The organism is Streptomyces sp. SID12501, assembly GCF_010550245.1.
Lineage (GTDB): Bacteria > Actinomycetota > Actinomycetes > Streptomycetales > Streptomycetaceae > Streptomyces.
The window spans coordinates 16,539-39,868 of the sequence record NZ_JAAGLU010000049.1 but is presented as its reverse complement, the minus strand read 5'-3'; the positions used below and the strand labels follow the sequence as shown (position 1 = coordinate 39,868).

Annotated in this window: 2 protein-coding genes; both read left to right on the top strand. The window is 73.5% G+C overall.

What is annotated here, in order from left to right:
• Position 1 precedes the first annotated feature (1 nt).
• A complete protein-coding gene (locus tag G3I71_RS39920) occupies positions 2-11,053 on the top strand; it encodes a type I polyketide synthase (protein WP_164322913.1) in 11,052 nt (3,683 codons plus the stop codon).
• 32 nt (positions 11,054-11,085) lie between these two features.
• Complete coding sequence (locus tag G3I71_RS39915) at positions 11,086-23,328, top strand: type I polyketide synthase (RefSeq protein WP_164322911.1); 12,243 nt, start codon at positions 11,086-11,088, stop codon at positions 23,326-23,328.
• Positions 23,329-23,330: the final 2 nt, after the last annotated feature.

The following is a 23,330-nucleotide window of genomic DNA, read 5'->3' as shown; positions in this document are numbered from 1 at the left end:
CATGGCTGAAACAGAGAAGCTGGTCGAGTACCTCAAGCGCGTCACGGCCGAACTGCACGAGACCCGGGGGCGGCTGCAGCGCTCGGAGGCGAGCGCGCACGAGCCCGTCGCCATTGTCGGTATCGGCTGCCGGCTGCCCGGCGGCGCGGACTCGCCCCAACTGCTGTGGGACCTGGTGGCATCGGGCCGTGACGCGGTCGGCGAGGTACCCGCCGACCGCGGCTGGGACGTCAGCTACCCCGGCGGCTTCCTGTCCGACATCGCCTCCTTCGACGCCGCGTTCTTCGGCATCTCGCCGCGCGAGGCCGCCGCCATGGACCCGCAGCAGCGGCTGCTCCTGGAGACCGCCTGGGAGGCCTTCGAACGTGCCGGGATCGACCCCCGGTCACCCGCGGCCAAACGCACCGGTGTGTTCGCCGGACTCGTCGCCCAGGACTACGGACCACGGCTCGACGAAGCCGCTGACGACATCGGCGGACACGTCCTCACCGGCACCACCGCGAGCGTCGCCACCGGCCGTGTCGCCTACACCTTCGACTTCGAGGGCCCGGCGGTGACCGTGGACACCGCCTGCTCGTCCTCCCTGGTCGCCCTGCACCTGGCCGCGGGCGCGCTGCGCCGAGGCGACTGCGACCTCGCCCTGGCGGGCGGGGTGGCCGTGCTGCCCACCCCCGGTATGTTCCTCAGCTTCGAACGGCAGGGCGGACTCGCGGCGGACGGCCGCTGCAAGGCCTTCGGCGCCGGCGCGGACGGCACGGGCTGGTCCGAGGGCGCGGGACTGCTGCTGGTCGAGCGGCTGTCCGACGCGCGGCGCAACGGGCATCCGGTGCTGGCCGTCGTACGGGGTACCGCCGTGAACCAGGACGGCGCCTCCAACGGTCTCACCGCGCCCAGCGGCCCCGCTCAGGAGCGGGTCATCCGGGCCGCGCTCGCCGACGCCGGACTGACGGCAGCCGAGGTGGACGCGGTCGAGGCACATGGCACCGGCACTCGCCTCGGCGACCCCATCGAGGCAGAGGCGCTGCTCGCGGTGTACGGACAAGGCCGCGAACAGCCGCTGTATCTCGGCTCGTTGAAGTCGAACATCGGTCACACCCAGGCCGCTGCGGGCGTCGCCGGGATCATCAGGACAGTCATGGCGATGCGGCACGGAATCCTGCCCAGGACCCTGCACGTGGCCGAACCCACCCACGAGGTCGACTGGTCCACCGGTGCCGTCCGGCTGCTGGCGGAGGACCAGCGGTGGCCTCGGACGGGGCGTCCGCGCCGGGCCGGTGTGTCGTCGTTCGGGATCAGCGGCACCAACGCCCACGTCATCGTCGAAGCCCCGTCGGACGACGACACCCCCGGGGTCCCGGAGACAGCCGGCACCCCACTGCCCTTCACCACCCCGCACCTCCTGCCCTGGCCGCTCACCGCCCGCTCCGAACCCGCCCTGCGGGCCCAGGCCGGAACCCTGCACCGACACCTCACGACCACCGCGCCCGACACCTCGGCGGCCGACGTCGCGTGGACGCTGACGACCACCCGGACGGCGATGGAACATCGCGCGGTGGCCCTCGCACCGGACCGCGACGAACTGCTGGCCCTCCTGGCGCGGGCCGCCGACGGCGCCACACCGCAGGGCGTCGTACGGGGCACCGCCCCGGGCACCACCCGCACCGTCCTCGTCTTCCCCGGCCAGGGCTCCCAGTGGCCCGGCATGGCGGTGGACCTGCTGGACGCCTCACCGGTGTTCGCCCGCCGCATGGCCGAGTGCGAGGCGGCCCTCGCGCCGTTCGTCGACTGGACGCTCACCGATGTCCTGCGCGCCCCGGACGCCGCCGACGCCCTGAGCCGCGTCGACGTGATCCAGCCGGTGCTGTGGGCGGTCATGGTGTCGCTGGCCGAGCTGTGGGCCTCCTGCGGGGTACGTCCCGACGCCGTCGTGGGCCACTCCCAGGGGGAGATCGCCGCCGCCGTCGTGGCCGGCGGGCTGAGCATCGAGGACGGTGCCAGGGTCATCGCGCTGCGCTCCCGGGCGCTGATCGCCCTGTCCGGCAGGGGCGGCATGGTGTCGGTCGCCGAGCCGGAGACCGCCGTACGGGACCGCCTCGCTGCCCTGACCTGCCAGATCGACCTCGCGGCGGTCAACGGACCCGCTTCGGTCGTCGTCGCCGGTGAACCCGATGCCCTCGACGAGCTGATGGCGGGCTGCGAACACGACGACGTCCGCGTCAAACGCGTCGCCGTCGACTACGCGTCGCACTCCTCGCAGGTGACCTCGATCGAGCAGGAGCTCGCCGAGCTCCTGGCCCCCGTCCGCCCGCGCCACGCCCCGACCGCCTTCTACTCGGCGCTCACCGCCGGCCGCCTCGACACCACTGGGCTCGACGCCGGCTACTGGTACCGCAACCTGCGCCACACCGTCCGCTTCGAGGAGACCACCCGGGCCCTGCTCGACGACGGGCACACCCTCTTCATCGAGGTCAGCCCGCACCCCGTACTCGTCCACGCCATCCAGGACACCCTCGACTCCGCGGCCGACGGCGAAACGCCGGGCACGCCCGCGACCACCGTCCTGGGCACACTGCGCCGTGGCCCGGGCGGCCGGCCCGAACGGTTCACCGAGGCACTGGCCGAGGCGTACGCGCACGGTGCCACCGTCGACTGGAGCCGACTCCTCGCCGGTTGTGGCGCCCGCCGCGTCGAACTGCCCACGTACGCCTTCCAGCGCACGCGCCACTGGCTGGACAGGCCGGCCCCGACCGCCACCGACGACCCGGCGTCGACCGCCCTGTGGGAGGCCGTCGGCCGGGGCGACACGGCATCGGTGGCCGACCAGATCGGCGTACCGGCGGACGAGGCGCTCGACGTGACCGTTCGCGCCCTGGCCACCTGGCGCGAGCGAGCCCGTGACGGCGTCGCCGCCGACCGCAACCGCTACCGCGTCACCTGGAAACCGGTACCTGTCCCCGTGCTGGGGCCGGCCCCGCTCACCGGCGACTGGGTGCTGGTGGAACCGGAATCCACCGGTGATCTCGGTGACTGGGTGGCCGACGCCCTGACCGGGCACGGCGCCGCCCACGTCCACCGGATCGGCGTCGGACCCGACACAGGCCGCGCGGAACTCGCCGCGCTGCTGGCCGGTCACGCCTCGGCCACCGGAATCGTCTCCGTCCTCGGCACCGACACCCGCCCCCACCCCGGCCACCCGACCGTGCCCGCGGGCGTCGCCGCCACCCTGACCGCAGCCCAGGCGGTGGCGGACACCGACGGCACCGCACCGCTGTGGTGCCTGACCCGGGGGGCGGTCGCCGCCCACGACGGCTTCGACGATCCGAACGGTCCCTGCCCCGAGCAGGCCCAGGTGTGGGGGCTCGGCCGCGTGGTCGGCATGGAGACCCCGGCGATGTGGGGCGGGTTGATCGACCTGCCCCCGCGGCTCGCCCCGGCCGACGCCGACGCGCTGTGCGCCGTACTGGCCGCTCCCGGTGACGAACAGGAGTGGGCGCTGCGTGAGACGGGCCCCCGGGTCCGCCGCCTGACCCGTGCCCCACGTGTCGGCGGAGCCGCCTGGAAACCCGGCGGCTCGGTCCTGATCACCGGCGGCACGGGCGCGTTGGGCGCCCATGTCGCGCGTCGCCTCGCCCGCGAGGGCGCCCGCCATCTCGTACTGACCGGACGACGCGGACCGGACGCCCCTGGGGCCGCCGAACTCGCCGCCGAACTACGGCAGTCCGGTGCCGAGGTGACCGTCGCCGCCTGCGACGTGGCGGACCGCGAGGCGCTGGCGTCCGTCCTTGCCGCGATCCCCGCCGCACATCCCCTCACCGCTGTAGTGCACGCGGCCGGCGTCAGCAGCCTCGCCCGATTCTCCGCTCTCACCCCCGCCGACCTCGCCGCCACCGCCGCAGGCAAGGTGGACGGCGCCCGCCACCTCGACGAACTCCTCCGCGACCACGACCTTGACGCCTTCGTGTTGTTCTCCTCCGCTGCCGCCGTCTGGGGCGGCGCCCGCCAGGGCGCCTACGCGGCGGCCAACGCCCACCTTGACGCCCTGGCCGCCCGGCGCCGCGCCCGCGGCCTGCCCGCCACCTGCGTGTCCTGGGGCAGTTGGGCCGACGGCGGCATGGTCGACGTCAAGACGCAGCGCGTGTTCGACCGGATCGGCCTACGTGCCATGGCCCCGAGGACCGCGCTCACCGCCCTGTTCGACGCCGTGGGCGCGGGCGAGCCCCAGCTCACCGTCAGCGACATGGACTGGCAGGCGTTCGCGACCGGGTTCACACTCGCCCGCCGTCGCCCGCTCCTCGACGACATCCCCGAAGCAGCTCTTCCGACGCCGCCCGCCGGAACGGTGCCGACGGCCGTCTCCGCGCTCGCCGAGCGGCTCACCGGGCTCACCGACCGGGACCGCGACCGACTTCTGTTGAACCTCGTACGATCCGCCGCAGCCACCGCCCTCGGCCACCAGAGCCCCGACGCGGTCGGCACCTTTGACGCCTTCCGTGACCTCGGCCTCGACTCGGTCACCGCCGTGGACCTGCGCAACCGGCTCGCCACCGACACCGGTCTGCGGCTGCCCACCACCCTCGCCTTCGACCATCCCACCCCGGCCGCGGTCGCCGCCGAACTACGCACCCGCCTGCTCACCGGGCCGCCCGCTGCCAAGTCGGACCCGGTACCGGCCGCCGCGCGGCCCGCGGACGACCCGGTGGTCGTCGTCGCCATGGCCTGCCGTTATCCCGGCGAGGTGCGTTCACCCGAGGACCTGTGGCGGCTGGTCGCCGAGGGCCGCGATGGCATCACCGGCTTCCCGGTCGACCGGGGCTGGCGCGCCACCGACTCCGTGCCCACGACGGAAGGCGGGTTCCTCCACGACCTCGCCGACTTCGACGCCGCGTTCTTCGGCATCTCGCCGCGCGAGGCACTGGCCATGGACCCGCAGCAGCGCCTGCTGCTGGAAACCTCCTGGGAGGCTCTGGAACGCGCCGGCATCGATCCGCTGTCCCTGCGTGGCAGCCGCACGGGCGTCTTCGTCGGCGCGGGCAACTTCGACTACGGCACGGTGGCCATCACCACCGAGGAGGGCAAGGACTACGCCCTCACCGGTTCGGTGGGCAGCGTGGCCTCCGGCCGCATCTCCTACACCCTCGGCCTGGAGGGTCCGGCGGTCACCGTCGACACGGCCTGCTCCTCCTCGCTCGTCGCCCTCCACTCGGCCGCCCGCGCCCTGCGTGACGGCGAGTGCGGCCTCGCCCTCGTGGGCGGCGCCGCCGTCATGGCGACCACCACCGCGTACGAGTCCTTCGCCCGGCAGGGCGGTCTCGCCGCCGACGGGCGGTGCAAGGCGTTCGCGGACGGCGCCGACGGCACGGGCTGGGGTGAGGGTGCGGGGGTTCTGGTGGTGGAGCGGCTGTCGGACGCGCGCAGGAACGGGCATCCGGTGCTGGCGGTGGTGCGGGGTTCGGCGGTGAACCAGGACGGTGCGTCGAACGGGCTCACCGCCCCCAACGGGCCTTCGCAGCAGCGTGTGATCAGGGCGGCGTTGGCGAGTGCGGGGTTGTCACCGTCGGATGTGGACGCGGTGGAGGCGCATGGTACGGGGACCCGGTTGGGGGATCCGATCGAGGCGCAGGCGCTGCTGGCGACGTATGGGCAGGATCGTGAACGGCCGCTGTATCTGGGGTCGTTGAAGTCGAACGTGGGCCATACCCAGGCGGCTGCGGGTGTGGGTGGTGTGATCAAGACGGTGTTGGCCCTTCAGGAGGGTGTGCTGCCTCCGACGCTGCACGTGGACGAGCCCACGGGTGAGGTGGACTGGTCGGCGGGTTCGGTGGAGTTGCTGACCGAGGCGCGGGAGTGGCCCGAGACGGGACGGCCGCGTCGGGCGGGCGTCTCGGCGTTCGGGATCAGTGGCACCAACGCCCACGTCATCCTCGAACAGGCCCCGCGGGACCGTCAGGATGCGCCGCTGGCGGACGCCGAACGGGCCCTGCCCGCCGTGCCGTTGCTGCTGTCCGGCCGGGGCCCGGCGGCCCTGCGCGCGCAGGCGGGGCGTCTGCGGGACTTCCTGGACAGTGTGAAGAAGGCTCCCGCCCTCCAGGACATCGGCCTGACGCTGGCGGCCCATCGTGCCGCTCTCGACCACCGTGCCGCCGTGGTGGTCACGGACGAGGAAACTCTTCGCGGCGCCCTCGACGCGCTGGCCGCGGGCCGTCAACACCCGGGCATCGTCACGGGGTTGGCCACACAGGGCGACCTGGCGGTGGTGTTCTCCGGGCAGGGATCGCAGCGGGTCGGTATGGGAAGGGAGTTGTACGAGGCGTTCCCGGTGTTCGCGGCGGCCTTCGACGAGGTGTGCGCGGCCTTCGACGGGCTGCTGCCGGGGCCGTTGAAGGAGTCGGTCTTCGACGGGCCGGCCGACCGTATGGAGGGCACCGGACTGGCCCAACCCGCGCTGTTCGCCGTGGAAGTGGCGCTGTTCCGGTTGCTGGAGTCGTGGGGGGTGCGGGCGGACGTCCTGCTGGGACATTCGCTCGGCGAACTGGTCGCCGCACACGTGGCCGGGGTGTGGTCGCTCGCCGACGCCTGCCGGGTGGTGGCCGCCCGCGGGCGGCTGATGCAGGCGTTGCCGTCGGGCGGTGCGATGTGGGCCGTCGAGGCGTCGGAGGACGAGACCGAGATCGGCCACCTGCCGGAGGTGTCGGTGGCCGCGGTGAACGGGCCGTCGTCATTGGTGCTGTCCGGCGGCGAGCCGGCGGTGCGGGTGGTGGCGGACCGGTTCGCCGCCGAGGGCCGCCGGGTCAAACGCCTTGCCGTCAGCCACGCCTTCCACTCCTCTCTGATGGAGCCGATGCTCGCCGAGTTCGCCGAGGTCCTGGAACAGGTGGAGTTCGTGGAGCCCGTCGTCCCCGTCGTGTCGAACGTGACCGGCGAGGTCGCGGGGGAGGAGCTGTGCTCCCCGGAGTACTGGGTGCGGCACGTCCGCGCCACGGTCCGGTTCGCCGACAGCGTGCGTACCCTGCGCGCCCAGGGTGTCGGTACGGTCCTGGAGCTGGGCCCCGAGGGTTCGCTGGTGCCGATGGTCGAGGCGACCGAGCCGGACCTCGTGGGCGTGCCGGTGCTGCGGCGGGACCGGGCCGAGGCGGGCGCGCTGCTGTCCGCTCTGGCGCAGGCGCATGTCCGGGGCGTGCAGGTCGACTGGTCGGCGGTGTTCGCCGGTACCGGCGCCCGCTGTGTCGGCCTGCCGACGTACGCCTTCCAGCGCCGTCGCTACTGGCCCGCGACCGCCGGTGCGCCTGCCGCCGACACACTGGCCGCCGTAGGGCTCAGGGCAGCCGGCCATCCGCTCCTCGACACCTGGCTCGTCGCGGCCTCGGGCGGCGAGGCGATCGCCACCGGCAGGCTCGCCTCGGCCACGCATCCCTGGCTGGCGGACCACACCGTACTCGGTACCGTCCTGCTGCCCGGCACCGCGTTCGTGGACCTGGCCTGCTGGGCCGGACAACGGCTCGGCTGCCCGGAGCTGGCCGAACTGACCCTGTACACCCCGCTGGCGATCGGGGGTGACGTGGCATCCGATCTGCAACTCGTCGTCGGCGCGCCCGACGGGGCGGGACGGCGTACCGTCGCTGTCTACTCCCGTCCCGCCACCGATGGTTCGGCGGATGACGACCCCGAGTGGACCCGGCACGCCGAGGGCGCACTCGCGCCGGCGCCGGACCGGCAGGCGGACGCCGTTCCGCTCGTGCCCTGGCCTCCGGCCGCCGCCGGTACACGGGTGCCGCTCGACGGTTTCTATCCCGGCCTGATCGAGGCCGGCTTCGACTACGGGCCCTCGTTCCAGGGCCTGCGCTCGGTGCTGCGCTCCGAGGAAACGCCGGAGGTGCTGTTCGCCGAGGTGGAGCTGCCCGAGGAGGAGCGGACGTCGGCCGGGGCGTACACCGTGCACCCCGCTCTGCTGGACGCCGCCCTGCACGCCCTGGGCGTGGACCTGCCGGCCGGCACCCCGGCCCGGCTGCCCTTCACCTGGACCGGCGTCCAGGTCCACGCGAGCGGCGCGGACGCTCTGCGCGTCCGCCTGAGCCGGAGCGCGGACGGGACTGTCGCCCTGACAGCGGTGGACGTCGAAGGGGGCCCCGTCGTCACCGTCGACGGGCTGGTGCTTCGTGAGGTGACGCCGGACCGCCTGCCAGGCGCCACCGCCCCGGACCGCGACGCCCTCTTCCGGATCGAGTGGACGGCACTGCAGCCCGCCGGGGAGACCGGGGAAACCGCACACGCCGAGCCGGTCCTGCTGTCGCTCGATGTCGACGGACACCCCGACCTCGTCCGACTGGACGGCGACCCCGACGCCGTGACAGTGTGCTGCCCGCCCGGCGACGTCGCGGACGTCACCGACTTCGTCCTGCGGGTGCTCCAGGCGTGGCTGGCCGACGAGCGGTACGCCGACACACCCCTCGTGGTCGTCACCCGCGGGGCCGCGGCAGTGCGCGCACCGGGCCTGCTGACCGGGGTCCGGCGGGACGTCGGTGACCCGCACGAGGCGCTCGCCCACGCCGCCGTGGCCGGACTGGTCCGCGCCGCTCAGGCCGAACACCCCGGCCGCTTCGTCCTGGTGGACACCGACGGTGAACTGCCGTCCCCCGCAACGGTTCTGGCGTACGGCGAACCCGATCTCGCCGTCCGTGCCGGTCGCTTCCACGGCCGACGGCTGGTGCGCGCGACGGACGGTCCGCCGCTGGAGGTGCCGGTCGGCCCCTGGCGTCTGGACGCCACCCGACGTGGCTCGATCAGCGACCTCGCGCTGGTGAACGACCGGCCGGGGGAACGGGAGTTGGCGCCCGGCGAGGTCCGGATCGCCGTCCGTGCCGCCGGAGTGAACTTCCGGGACACCCTGATCGCCCTCGACATGTATCCCGGGCAGGCCGAACTGGGCATCGAAGGCGCGGGAGTCGTCCTGGAGGCCGGGCCGGGCGCCACCCGGTTCGCACCCGGCGACCGTGTGATGGGCCTGCTCGACGGCGCGTTCTCGCCCACGGCCGTCACCGACCACCGGCTGCTCGCCCCCGTGCCCGACGACTGGACGTTCGCCGCTGCCGCCGCAGCCCCCGTGGCCTGCCTGACCGCCTGGTACGGGCTTCGCGACCTCGGCGGAGTGGAGCCCGGCCGACGCGTCCTGGTGCACGCCGGGGCCGGCGGGGTCGGCAGCGCCGCCGTCCAGCTCGCCCGACACCTGGGTGCCGAGGTCTTCGCCACCGCCAGCACGGCCAAACAGCCCGCGCTGCACGCGGCCGGCCTCGACGCCGCGCACGTCGCCGACTCCCGCGACACCGGATTCCGCGAACGGTTCCTGTCGTCCACCGGCGGCCGGGGCATGGACGTGGTCCTGAACTCGCTCGCCGGCGAGTTCGCCGATGCCTCCCTCGAACTCCTTCCGCGCGGCGGCCAGTTCGTCGAGATCGGCAAGACCGACGTACGGGACCCCGACCGGGTCGCCGCCGACCACCCCGGCGTGTACTACCGCGCTTTCGACCTCGGTGACGCCGGACCTGACCGCATCCAGGAGATGCTCGGTGAACTGACCGAACTGTTCGCCGCCGGCGTTCTCGTCCCGCCTCCCGTCACCACCTGGGACATCCGCAGGGCACCCGAAGCCTTCCGCGCCGTCGCCCAGGCCCGGCTCGTCGGCAAAGCGGTCCTCGTTCTCAACCCACCGCCCGCCCACGACGACACGGTCCTCGTCACCGGCGGAACCGGCACCCTGGGCGCCCGCGTCGCCCGCCATCTGGCCGGGCGGCACGGCGTACGCCGCCTCGTTCTCACCTCACGATCCGGTACGGACGCTCCCGGGGTCCCCGAGCTGCTCGCCGACCTCGCGGCGGCCGGGGCCACAGCGCAGGTCGCCGCCTGCGACATCGGCGACCGGGCGGCCGTGTCCGCCCTGCTGGACCGGCTCGCCGCCGACGGCCACCGGCTCACCGGCATCGTGCACTGCGCCGGCACGGTCGACGACGGCGTCCTGACCTCCCTCACCCCCGACCGCCTCGACCCCGTTCTGCACGCCAAGGCCCACGGCGCCCGGCACCTGCACGAACTCACCCGCGGCCTGGACCTGCACCACTTCGTGCTCTTCTCCTCCGCCTCCGCCACCTTCGGCGCCGCCGGACAGGCCAACTACTGTGCCGCCAACGCCTATCTCGACGCCCTCGCCGAACGGCGCACGGCCGACGGACTGCCCGCCGTCTCCATCGCCTGGGGACTGTGGGAGGAGAACAGCGGCATGACCGCGGCACTCGGCGAGCGCGACCGGGAGCGGTTGCGCCGTACCGGTACCGCGCCGCTCCCCACCGCACGCGCCCTCGCCCTGTTCGACACCGCGCTCACCATTCCGACGGCCACCGTGACAGCCGCCCCGCTCGACCCCGCCGCCCTGCGCGCCCGGTACCGGGACCAGCCGGTCCCCGTGCTCCTGCGGGAACTCGCCGGCCCGGTGCCGCGCCGCGCGGCAGCCGCCGTACGCCAACTCCCCGAACCCGGCGCCGACTTCACCGCCCGGCTCGCCGCGCTGCCCGAGGAGGAACGCCACACGTACGTCCTCGGCCTGGTCCTGGACCGCACCGCCCAGGTCCTGGGGCATGCCGACGCCGCCGAGGTCGACCCCGACCAGGCGTTCAAGGACCAGGGCTTCGACTCCCTCACCGCCGTGGAACTGCGCAACCAGCTCCGGGTGGCGACCGGGCTCGCGGCCCAGGCGACACTGATCTTCGACCACCCTTCGCCCGTGGCCCTCGCCGAGCACCTGCTCCGGCAGGCGGTACCCGCCGGACCCGGCCCCGAGGAACTGCTACGGCGCGACCTCGACCGGCTGGAGACGGCAGCGGAAGCACTGCTGCCCGACCACCCGGCACATGCCGAGGTGGCCGACCGCCTGCGCCGGATCCTGCACCGTCTCGACGCATCGACGACGTCCGCCGCGACCGACCCCGCCGACGACGTCGCGCTCAGCGCGGCCAGCGCCGACGAGGTTCTCGCCTATATCGACAGCCAGTTCGGCGACCTCACCTGACCCCCGTACCGTTCGGTTGAATCGGAGTACCTGTGGCGAACGACGACAAGGTTGTTGACTACCTCAAGCGGGTGACCGCCGACCTTCAGCGCACCCGCAAGCGGCTGCAGGAACTGGAGGCGGGGCACCGGGAACCCGTGGCGATCGTGTCGATGGCCTGCCGCTTCCCCGGCGGGGTGAACGACCCCGAGGATCTGTGGGACCTGGTCCGTGAGGGCCGGGACGCCGTCGGCGCGTTCCCCGCCGACCGGGGCTGGCGCACCGACGGACTGGCCTCTGCCGGAGTCCGCCTCGAAGGCGGATTCCTGGCCGGTGCTGCCGAGTTCGACGCCGAGTTCTTCGGTGTCTCACCTCGCGAGGCGCTGGCGATGGACCCGCAGCAGCGGCTGCTCCTCGAAACGTCGTGGGAGGCCGTCGAGCGCTCCGGCCTCGACCCGGCCGCTCTCAAGGGCACCGACGGCGGTGTCTTCATCGGCATGGCCGACCAGAAGTACGGACCGCAGGACGCCGAGGCGCTGCGCGAGGTCGAGGGCCATGTCCTCACCGGCACCACCAGCAGCGTCGCCTCCGGCCGCCTCTCCTACTTCTACGGCCTCGAAGGCCCGGCCCTGACGGTCGACACGGCCTGCTCGTCCTCCCTGGTCGCCCTGCACCTCGCCACCCGCGCACTGCGCGCCGGGGAATGCTCCCTCGCCCTGGTCGGCGGCGCGGCCGTGATGGCCAACCCCGGGCTGTACGAGGAGTTCCTGCTCCAGGGCGGCCTCGCCGGTGACGGCCGCTGCAAGTCCTTCGCGGACGCGGCCGACGGCACCGGCTGGGGCGAGGGCGTCGCCGTCCTCGTCCTGCGCAGGCTGTCCGACGCGCGGCGGGAGAACCAGCCCGTGCTCGCCGTGGTGCGTGGCACCGCCGTCAACCAGGACGGCGCCTCCAACGGCCTGACCGCCCCCAACGGCCCGTCCCAGCAACGCGTCATCCGCGCGGCCCTCGCCGACGCGGGGCTCAGCCCCGCCCAGATCGACGCCGTCGAGGCCCACGGCACGGGCACTCGGCTCGGCGACCCCGTTGAGGCGCAGGCCCTGCTCGCGGCGTACGGCCAGGACCGGCCCGAGGGACAGCCGCTGTGGCTGGGTTCCCTCAAGTCGAACATCGGTCATACGCAGGCTGCGGCGGGCGCCGGTGGTGTGATCAAGACGGTGATGGCACTGCGGGAAGGGATACTGCCGCGCACGCTGCACGTGGCACAGCCGACGCCTGAGGTGGACTGGTCGTCCGGTGCGGTGGAGCTGCTGACGCAGGAACGGGCGTGGCCGGAGACCGGGCGTCCGCGTCGGGCGGGTGTGTCGTCCTTCGGGATCAGCGGAACCAACGCGCACGTGATCCTGGAACAGGCACCCGACGACGGGGTTCCCGTCGAGGGCTCCCAGCCTTCCGGCACCTTTGGCACTTCCGGCGCGGACACCCCCGTGGCCCTGCTTCTCTCCGCCCGTGACCTCGAAGCGCTGCGCGCCCGGGCCGGAGGGCTGCGCGACTTCGTCGAGCCCCCAAAGGCCCCCGCACCGCTGCCGGTCGCGCGGGCCCTCGCCGCGACACGGACCCGCTTCACGCACCGAGCCGTCGTCGTGGCCACCGGACGCGAGGAACTCCGTGCCGGACTCGACGCCCTCGCGCACGGCCGCCCCGACGCCCGGGTGGTGCGTGGCACCGAGGCCCCCGCCGGACCGCTCGCCTTCCTCTTCACGGGCCAGGGCGCCCAACGGGCCGGCATGGGGCGCGGACTGTACGACGCCCACCCGGTGTTCGCCGAGGCGTTCGACGCCGTACGCGGCCGGCTGGACCCGCACCTGGACCTGCCGCTGGAGGAAGCCCTCGCCTCCGACGAACTGCTCGGCCGGACCGCGTACACGCAGACCGCCCTGTTCGCCTTCGAGGTCGCCCTCTACCGGCTCCTCGAACACTGGGGTCTGACCCCGGACTACCTGCTCGGCCACTCCATCGGCGAACTCGCCGCCGCGCACGTCGCCGGAGTGCTCTCCCTCGACGACGCGTGCACCCTGGTCGGCGCCCGCGCCACGCTCATGCAAGCGCTCCCCGCAGGCGGTGCCATGCTCGCCGTGGAGATCGTCGAGGACGACGTACCCGCCCTCCTCGACGCGAGCGGAACCGCCGGTCTGCTCGCGGTCGCCGCGGTCAACGGCCCCCGCGCCACCGTGCTCTCCGGCCCGGCCGGCGCCGTCGACACCACGGCCGCGCTCTGCGCGGAACGCGGGCTGCGCACCCGCCGCCTCCAGGTCAGCCACGCCTTCCACTCCCCGCTGATGGAACCGATGCTGGACCGGTTCCGCGAGACCGCCGAGAGCCTGACGTTCCACGCGCCGCGCATCCCCGTCGTCTCCAACGTCACCGGCGCCCTCGCCGGCGAGGACCAACTCCGCTCACCCGACTACTGGGTGCGGCACGTCCGCGAGACCGTACGGTTCCACGACGGCGTCCGCCTGCTGGGTGAACTCGGCGTCGCCGCCTGCCTGGAACTCGGCCCCGGCGGAGTCCTCAGCGTGCTGGCCCGCGACTGCCTCCCGGACGTGGTGACCGCCCCCGCCCTCGTCGCCTCCCTGCCACGCGACCAGCACGAGCCGACGGCTCTGCTGACCGCCCTCGGGGAACTCCACGTCCGTTCGGTCGCCGTCGACTGGACTGCCGTGCTCGGGCCCGCCGGCGGGCCCCGGGTGGACCTGCCGACGTACCCGTTCCGACGTGACCGCTTCTGGCTGCCAGCCACCGCCGGTACAGGCGGCCCCCTGCTCGGCCCCGCACGGCCCGCCGCCGAACCACGGCCCACGGCTGCCGAACGGCCCACCGGAACCGACCCGGTGCTGGATCTCGAACTCGTCCGGAGCGTCACGGCCGCCGTACTCGGACATTCCTCCCCGGACGCCGTTCCGCCGGACCGCACCTTCAAGGAACTCGGCTTCGACTCGCTCTCCGCCGTCCGGTTCCGCGACCGGCTCGCCGAGGAGAGCGGACTGACACTGCCCGCGACCCTGGTCTTCGACCACCCGACCCCCGAGGCGGTCGTCTCCCACCTGAACGGCGAACGCGTCGACGTGCCGGTGTCCGCGCGCAACCGCGCCTCGGACGAACCGCTGGCCCTGGTCGGCATGGCCTGCCGCTATCCGGGCGGCGTCACCGGGCCCGCCGACCTCTGGCGGCTGGTCGCCTCGGCGAGCGACGCCGTGACCGCCTTCCCCCGCGACCGCGGCTGGGATCTGGCGGCGCTGCGCCAGGTCGACGGCAGTTCCCCGACCACCGGCGGATTCCTCCACGACGCGGCCGACTTCGACGCCGAGTTCTTCGGCATCTCGCCGCGCGAGGCGCTGGCCATGGATCCGCAGCAGCGGCTGCTGCTCGAAACCTCCTGGGAGGCGCTGGAACACACCGGTCTCGACCCGGCCTCGCTGCGAGGCACCCGCACCGGAATTTTCGCGGGCATCGCGGGCTCCGACTACGCCGAGGTGCTCGCCGCCACCCCCGAGGCCGAAGGCCACGTCATGACCGGCACCGCCGGTAGCGTCGTCTCCGGACGGGTGTCGTATGTGCTGGGTCTTGAAGGTCCGGCGGTGACGGTGGATACGGCATGTTCGTCGTCGCTGGTGGCGTTGCATCTGGCGGGGCAGGCGCTGCGGGCGGGGGAGTGCGACCTCGCACTCGCCGGCGGCGTCACCGTCATGAACACCCTCGGCGGGTTCCTGGAGTTCGCCCGGCAGGGCGGCCTCGCCGCCGACGGTCGGTGCAAGGCGTTCTCGGACACGGCCGACGGCACGGGCTGGTCCGAGGGCGTCGGCGTCCTGGTGGTGGAGCGGTTGTCGGACGCGCGCAGGAACGGTCATCGGGTGCTGGCAGTGATGCGGGGTTCCGCGGTGAACCAGGACGGCGCGTCGAACGGGTTGACCGCACCGAACGGACCCTCCCAACAGCGCGTGATCCGGGCCGCGTTGGCCAGCGCCGGGTTGACGACCGCCGACGTGGACGCGGTGGAGGCACACGGGACGGGCACCCGGCTCGGGGACCCGATCGAGGCGCAGGCCCTGCTGGCGACGTACGGCCGCGACCGCCCTGAGGACCAACCCCTGTGGCTCGGCTCGCTGAAGTCCAACATCGGCCACAGCATGGCCGCCGCGGGTGTCGCCGGGGTCATCAAGACGGTGCTGGCGTTGCGGGAGGGCATGTTGCCGCGCACGCTGCACGTGGACGAGCCGACGCGGCAGGTGGACTGGTCCGCCGGTACGGTACGGCTGCTGACGGAACATCAGCCGTGGCCGGAGACCGGGCGCCCCCGCCGGGCCGCCGTGTCGGCGTTCGGGATGAGCGGCACCAACGCCCACGTCATCCTCGAACACGACCCCGACTCCGTGATTCGCGCGGACACGGACGACGACCCCGTTGTTCGCCCCTGGCTTCTCTCCGCTCGTACCCCTGAGGCCCTGCGCGCCCAGGCCACCCGCCTCGCGGACCATCTCGACACGGCCGACGTCGACGCCACCGTGCCCTCCGTCGGCAAGGCGCTGCTGCACAGCCGCTCGCTCTTCGAGCACCGTGCGGTCGTCATCGGCCGCGACCGTACCGAACTCCTGACCGGCCTGCGCGCCCTCGCTGACGGCACGGCCACCGCTCCGGCGGTGATCACTGGCGCTGCCGGACCGGTCGGCCGCGGCCCTGTCTTCGTGTTTCCGGGGCAGGGGTCGCAGTGGGTGGGGATGGCGGTGGAGTTGTTGGGTTCCTCTCCGGTGTTCGGGGCGCGGATGGGGGAGTGCGAGCGGGCGTTGTCGGGGATTGTGGACTGGTCGTTGACCGATGTGTTGTCGGATGAGGTGGCGTTGGGCCGGGTGGATGTGGTTCAGCCGGTGTTGTGGGCGGTGATGGTCAGCTTGGCGGAGGTGTGGCGGTCGTTCGGAGTGGAGCCGGCTGCTGTTGTCGGTCATTCGCAGGGTGAGATCGCTGCTGCTGTGGTGGCGGGTGCGTTGTCGTTGGAGGACGGTGCCCGCGTGGTGGCCCTGCGCTCGCAGGCGATTCTCGCGCTGTCGGGCCGGGGTGGGATGGCGTCCGTACAACTGCCAGTTGACGATGTGCGGGGTCTGACTGCGGTGCTGGAGGGCCGGGTTGAGGTGGCTGCGGTGAACGGGCCCTCCTCGGTCGTGGTGGCCGGCGCGCCGGAGGACTTGGACGAGGTGATCGGGGAGGTGACCGGTCGGGGTGCTCGTGCCAAGCGTGTCGACGTGGATTACGCCTCGCACTCCGTTCAGGTGGAGGGCATCCGCGATGAACTCCACACCCTGCTGGGCGAGTTGTCGCCCGCCACTGCTCATGTGCCGTTCCACTCGACGGTCGCTGCCGAACGTCTCGACACGGCTGGTCTGGACGCCGAGTACTGGTACCGCAACCTCCGTTCCACGGTCCGTCTCGAAGACACCGTCAGGGGTCTCGTCGAGGCCGGACACCGCGTGTTCGTCGAGATCAGCCCGCACCCCGTGCTGACCGCCTCCATCGCGGAGACTGCTGAGCACGCCGATGTCGAGCCGCTCGTCGTGGGCACTCTGCGCCGGGGCGAGGGTGGTCTCGCGCGCATGTTCGCCTCGATCGCCGAACTCGCCGTGAGCGGTGTGCGCGTGGACTGGACGTCGGCCTACGGTGCCGGTGACCGCTCCGAGGCGCCCAGTACCCCGGTCGAGTTGCCGACCTATCCGTTCCAACGGCGCCGCATCTGGCCGCAGACGCTCCCGGGCGCCCCCCTGGCCGACCCGGCGCACGAGGAGTTCTGGCAGGCCGTCGAGAAACAGGACGTCGGTGCCGTGGCCGCCGCACTCCACCTGCCCGCCGATGAACCGGCCCTGCGTACTGTCCTGCCGGCGCTCTCGTCCTGGCGTCGGGGGCGTCGCGAGCGCACTGCCGTCGACGCCTGGCGATACACCGTCGACTGGCGCCCGCTGACACCGTCGCCCGCCCCCGCCGTGCTGGCCGGCACCTGGCTGGTCGCCGTACCGGCGGCGCTGCGTGACGATCCGGCGCTCGCCGGGGTAGCCGCAGCCGTGCTGGAGCGCGCCGAACACGGTGTGCTGCTGACCGTGGGCGCGGACGACGACGCCGACACCCTCGCCGGGCACGTCCGGGCTGCCGCGCCGACCGGCGTGATCGCCCTCACCGGCGCCGACACCACCCCGCACCCGGCCGACCCTGCGGTCCCGACCGGCCTTGCCGCCACCCTGGCGCTTTTCCAGGCGCTCGTCAGGACGGGCACGGTCGCCCCGCTGTGGTGCCTCACCCGAGGGGCCGTGAGTACCGCCGACGACGCCGGTCCCACCGACCCGGCCCAGGCCGCCGTCTGGGCGCTCGGGCGCTGCGCCGCCGTCGAACTGCCCCAGCACTGGGGCGGGTTGATCGATCTGCCGGCCACCGTCGACGCGGCTGTCCACGAGCGGTTGTTCGCCGTCATGGCTGGAGGCGACAGGGAGGACCAGGTCGCGCTACGGCCCACCGGGGTCCTCGCCCGCCGACTCGTCCATGCCACCGCACCGGCGTTCCCGGAGGGAGGCTGGAGCCCACGCGGCACCGTCCTGGTCACCGGAGGCACCGGAGCCCTCGGCACACATGTCGCGCGCTGGCTCGCCCGTGACGGCGCCGAGCATCTGGTCCTGCTCAGCAGGCGGGGCGCGACCGCCCCCGGAGCCGCCGAACTCCTCGCCGAACTGGGGGAGTCGGGCGTACGAGTCACCCTGGTCGCCTGCGACGCCAACGACCGCGCCGCCCTCGCCACCGCCCTCGCCGACGTCGAACGTGGCGGCGACCGGATACGTGCCGTCGTGCACGCGGCGGGCGTCGGTGTCCTCGGCCCTGTCGCCGAGGCCCCGTTCGAGGACCTGGCCACCGTGCTGGCCGCCAAGGTCGCCGGCGTCGAGAACCTCGAAGCCGTGCTCGACCCCGAACAGCTCGACGCCGTCGTCTACTTCTCCTCCATCACCGCCGTCTGGGGCGCCGGCGACCACGGCGTGTACGCCGCCGGTAACGCCGTACTCGACGCCCGGGCCGAACGGCGCAGCGCCGACGGCGTCCCCACCCTCTCCGTCGCCTGGGGCCCCTGGGCGGGCGGTGGCATGGTCTCCGACACGATCTACGACCAGCTCCGCCTGACCGGCCTGCCGGTCATCGACCCGCAGACCGCGATCGCGGGTCTGCGGACCGTCCTCGCCGACGGCGAGACCTCGGTGATCCTCGCCGATGTCGAGTGGGAGAGGTTCACCGAGGTCTTCACCAGTGGCCGGCCCAGCCACCTGCTGGACGACATCCCCGAGTCCCGCTCCGCCGCGGCCGAACGGACGTCCGACGCCCCGGCGTCCGCCCTGGCCGGCCGCCTGACCGGCCTGGACCCGGCGGCGCGCACCCGCGCCCTGCGCGACCTGGTACGCGAACACGCAGCAGCAGTCCTGGGCCACCCCGGCGCGGACGCCGTCGACGCCAAACGGGCCTTCAAGGAACTGGGCTTCGACTCGCTCACCGCCGTGGACCTGCGCAACCGGCTCGCCGCCGCCACCGGTGTACGGCTGCCCAGCACGCTCGTCTTCGACCACCCGACCCCGACCGCGCTGGCCGGTTGCCTCGGCGACCGGCTGTTCGGCGCGCAGGACCGCGCGGCACCCGTGGTGGTCAGGGCCGCCGACCGTGAGGACCCCGTCGCCGTCGTCGCGATGGGCTGCCGATTTCCCGGCGGCATCGGGTCCCCCGAGGACCTCTGGCGGGCCGTCAGTGAGGAAGCGGACCTCATCACCGCCTTCCCCACCGACCGGGGCTGGCCGCTGCACCGGCTGTACGACCCCGACGGCACCACCGCCGAGTCCAGCTATGTCGACCACGGTGGCTTCCTCGGCGACGCGGCCCTCTTCGACCCGGCGTTCTTCGGCATCTCGCCGCGCGAGGCACAGGCCATGGACCCGCAGCAGCGGCTTCTGCTGGAGACCTCCTGGGAGGCTCTGGAACGCGCCGGCATCGATCCGTCGGGGCTGCGGGGCAGTCGTACCGGCGTGTATGTCGGCCTGAGTGAACAGGGGCACACCGCACGGCTGCTGGACGCGGCCGGCGATGTCGAGGGCTACTTCGCCACCGGCGCCGCCGCCAGCGTCGCCTCGGGGCGGATCTCGTACACCCTGGGCCTGGAGGGCCCGGCGGTCACCGTCGACACGGCGTGCTCGTCCTCGCTGGTCGCCCTGCACCTCGCCGTACAGGCGCTGCGTGCCGACGAGTGCGACCTCGCGCTCGCGGGCGGCGTGACCGTGATGTCCGAGCCCGCGTCCTTCGTCGGTTTCAGCCGCCAGCAGGCGCTGGCCCGCGACGGCCGCAGCAAGTCCTTCGCCGCCGCGGCCGACGGTTTCGCCCTCGCCGAGGGTGCGGGGGTTCTGGTGGTGGAGCGGCTGTCGGACGCGCGCAGGAACGGGCATCCGGTGCTGGCGGTGGTGCGGGGTTCGGCGGTGAACCAGGACGGTGCGTCGAACGGGCTCACCGCCCCCAACGGGCCTTCGCAGCAGCGTGTGATCAGGGCGGCGTTGGCGAGTGCGGGGTTGTCACCGTCGGATGTGGACGCGGTGGAGGCGCATGGTACGGGGACCCGGTTGGGGGATCCGATCGAGGCGCAGGCGCTGCTGGCGACGTATGGGCAGGATCGTGAACGGCCGCTGTATCTGGGGTCGTTGAAGTCGAACGTGGGCCATACCCAGGCGGCTGCGGGTGTGGGTGGTGTGATCAAGACGGTGTTGGCCCTTCAGGAGGGTGTGCTGCCTCCGACGCTGCACGTGGACGAGCCCACGGGTGAGGTGGACTGGTCGGCGGGTTCGGTGGAGTTGCTGACCGAGGCGCGGGAGTGGCCCGAGACGGGACGGCCGCGTCGGGCGGGCGTCTCGGCGTTCGGGATCAGTGGCACCAACGCCCACGTCATCCTCGAACAGGCCGAGGAGGAAGCCCAGTTGTCGGAGTCCGGCGCCGAGCCCGTCGGCCCGGTCGCCATGCCGGTCGTCGTCTCCGCGCACGACCCGGCGGCCCTGCGAGCCCAGGCCGACCGGTACGCCGAACTCCTGTCCCGCGAACCCGGGATCCGGCTGAACGACCTGGCGTTCTCCCTCGCCACCACCCGGGCCGTCCTGCCCAGTGCCACCGTCCTGGTGGCCGCCGACCACGAGGAACTCCGGCAGGCACTCGCCACTCTCGACACAGTCACCCCCGACGAGCCCTCAACGGGCGGCCTCGGCCTGGTGTTCTCCGGGCAGGGATCACAGCGGGTCGGTATGGGAAGGGAGTTGTACGAGGCGTTCCCGGTGTTCGCGGCGGCCTTCGACGAGGTGTGCGCGGCCTTCGACGGGCTGCTGCCGGGCCCCTTGAAGGAGTTCGTGTTCGCCGGTCCGGCGGACGGGTTGGACACCACGGGCTGGGCCCAACCGGCCCTGTTCGCACTGGAAGTGGCGCTGTTCCGGCTCACGGAGTCCTGGGGCGTGCGTCCGGACGTGGTGTTCGGGCACTCGCTCGGCGAGCTGGTCGCCGCACATGTGGCGGGAGTGTGGTCGCTCACCGACGCGTGCCATGTGGTCGCCGCGCGCGGCCGACTGATGCAGGCGCTGCCCCCGGGCGGGGCCATGTGGGCGGTAGAGGCCGCGGAACAGGAGATCCCCGAGACGCCGGACGTGTCGGTCGCCGCGGTGAACGGACCCTCGTCGGTGGTGCTTTCCGGGGCCGAGGATGCCGTCCGGGCGCTGGCGGACCGGTTCGCCGCCGACGGCCGCCGGGTCAAACGGCTCGCCGTCAGCCACGCCTTCCACTCCGGCCTGATGACACCGATGCTGGACGAGTTCGCCGACGTGCTCTCCTCGGTCGCCTTCCACGAACCGACGGTCCCCCTCGTGTCCAACGTGACCGGCGAGATCGCGGGCGAGGAACTGCTCACCCCCGAGTACTGGGTGCGGCATGTCCGTGCGACCGTCCGCTTCGCCGACGGCGTCCGCGCGGTCCAGGCCCAGGACGTGGGCACCGTGCTGGAACTGGGCCCCGACGGCTCCCTCGCGGCCATGGTCCGGGAGAGCGCACCCGACCTCGTCGCCCTCGGTGCTCTGCGCAAGGGGCGCGACGAGACACGCACCCTGGCTGCGGCTGTCGGCCGCCTGCACATCAACTCCGTGCCCGTGGACTGGCAGGCGTTCCTCGCCGGATCCCGTCGGATCGACCTGCCGACGTACGCCTTCCAGCACGAGGCCTACTGGCTGGAGACGACCCGGCACCAGGACGTCCGCGACACCGCCGAGCAGGATCTGTACACCCTGTCCTGGCAGCCGGTCGAGGCGGTCACGGAGCCGGCGCCCCGCATGAACAAGGTCGTTCTCGGTCGGCCGGAGGGCCGTGCCGGCGCTCTGGCCAAGGCGTTCCCCGACGCGGCCGACACCGCCCAGGTCCACTCCGGGCCGGAGACCGTCGACGAGGCCACCGACCTGATCGTCCTGCCGGTTGACACCGAGCCGGACGAGCCCGACGAGCAGGACGAGGCGGACGGTGACCCCGCCGCCGTACGGCACCTCACCCACCACACGCTCGCCCGCGTCCAGGAACTCCTCGCCCAGGACCGGCTCTCGGGCTCCCGTGTCGCCCTCGTGACGAGCGGGGCCACCACCGGCGACCCGGCCCAGGCGGCGGTTCAAGGCCTGCTGCTGTCGCTCCAGGCCGAACACCCCGACCGTTTCATCCTGGTCGACCTCGCCGACGACGCCACCGACGCGCCCGCCCTGACAGCGGCGGTGGCCACCGCGATGAGCACCGGAGAGCCTCAACTCGCTTTGCGAGACGGTCAGTTGTTCGTCCCGCGGCTGACACCGGCGCCGCCCGCGCCGTCAGCCCCGGCACCGCGCGCGCACGGCACGGTCCTGGTCACCGGTGGGACCGGCGAACTCGGCGGGCTCGTCGCCCGGCACCTGGCCACCGACCACGGCGTACGGGATCTGCTGCTGGTCGGCCGACGCGGCGGCGACGCCCCGGGCGCCGACGAGCTGGCCGCCGACCTGGAACGCGCCGGTGCCCGGGCCGTCTTCGCCGCCTGCGACGTCGGCGACCGCGACGCGCTCGCCGCGGTCCTCGCGGCGATACCGGCCGACAGGCCGCTGACCGGCGTGGTCCACACCGCGGGCGTGGTCGACGACGGCGTCGTCACGGCACTCACGCCGGAACGGGTCGACACCGTCCTCGGGCCCAAGGCTGATGCCGCCCATCACCTGCACGAACTCACCCGGCACCTGGACCTGACGCACTTCGTCCTCTTCTCCTCCGCGGTGGGCACCCTCGGCGGCGCGGGCCAGGCCAACTACGCCGCCGCCAACGCCTACCTGGACGCCCTGGCCCGCCGTCGGCGCGCGCACGGGCTGCCTGCCACCTCACTGGCCTGGGGGCTGTGGGGAACCGGCGGCGGCATGGGCGGCCGGCTCGCCGACGTGGATCTGCGGCGCATGGCCCGGGCGGGCGTGCTGCCGCTGGACGCCGGGCAGGGCCTCGATCTCTTCGACCGGGCCTGGGCGGGCGACGAAGCCGTCCTCGTCCCGCTGCGCACCGACTCCGATGTGCTGCGCGGCCGGGCCGTGGCCGGTACCCTGCCCGCGATTCTGCGCACCCTGGTTCCGGCGCCGCAGGAACGGCCGGGCGGGTCGGGAGGTGGGCCGGACGGCGGTTTCGGGCCCGGGAACGCCGAGCGGCTGGCGGCACTGCCCGCCGCCGAGCGTGCCCGGACCCTGCTGGATCTCGTCAGGGCGCGGGCCGCGGTGGTCCTCGACTACCCCTCGGCCCAGAACCTCGACCCGCGCAGGTCCTTCCGGGAGGTCGGGTTCGACTCGCTGACCGCGGTGGAGCTGCGCAACAGCCTCGCCGCCGCGACCGGCCTGGCACTGCCCGCCGCCCTCGTCTTCGACTACCCCACCCCGGCGACCCTGGCCGAGCAGCTGGAACACCGCCTGCTCGACCACGCCGGCCCGGCAGGCCCCCAGCGACGCCTGGCAGTCCCCGACCTCCTCGACCAACTGGAGGCGGCCCTCGCGGAGTTGGCGGTGGAGGACCCGGGACGCCCCGCGATCGCCGCCCGGCTGCGCACCCTGGCCACCGCGGACGCCCCGGCGGCCGACGAGGGCGACGGGGGCGACGTCGACACGCGGCTCGCAACGGCCTCGGACGACGAACTGCTCGACTTCATCCGCTCGGAACTCGGCAAGGAGTGAAC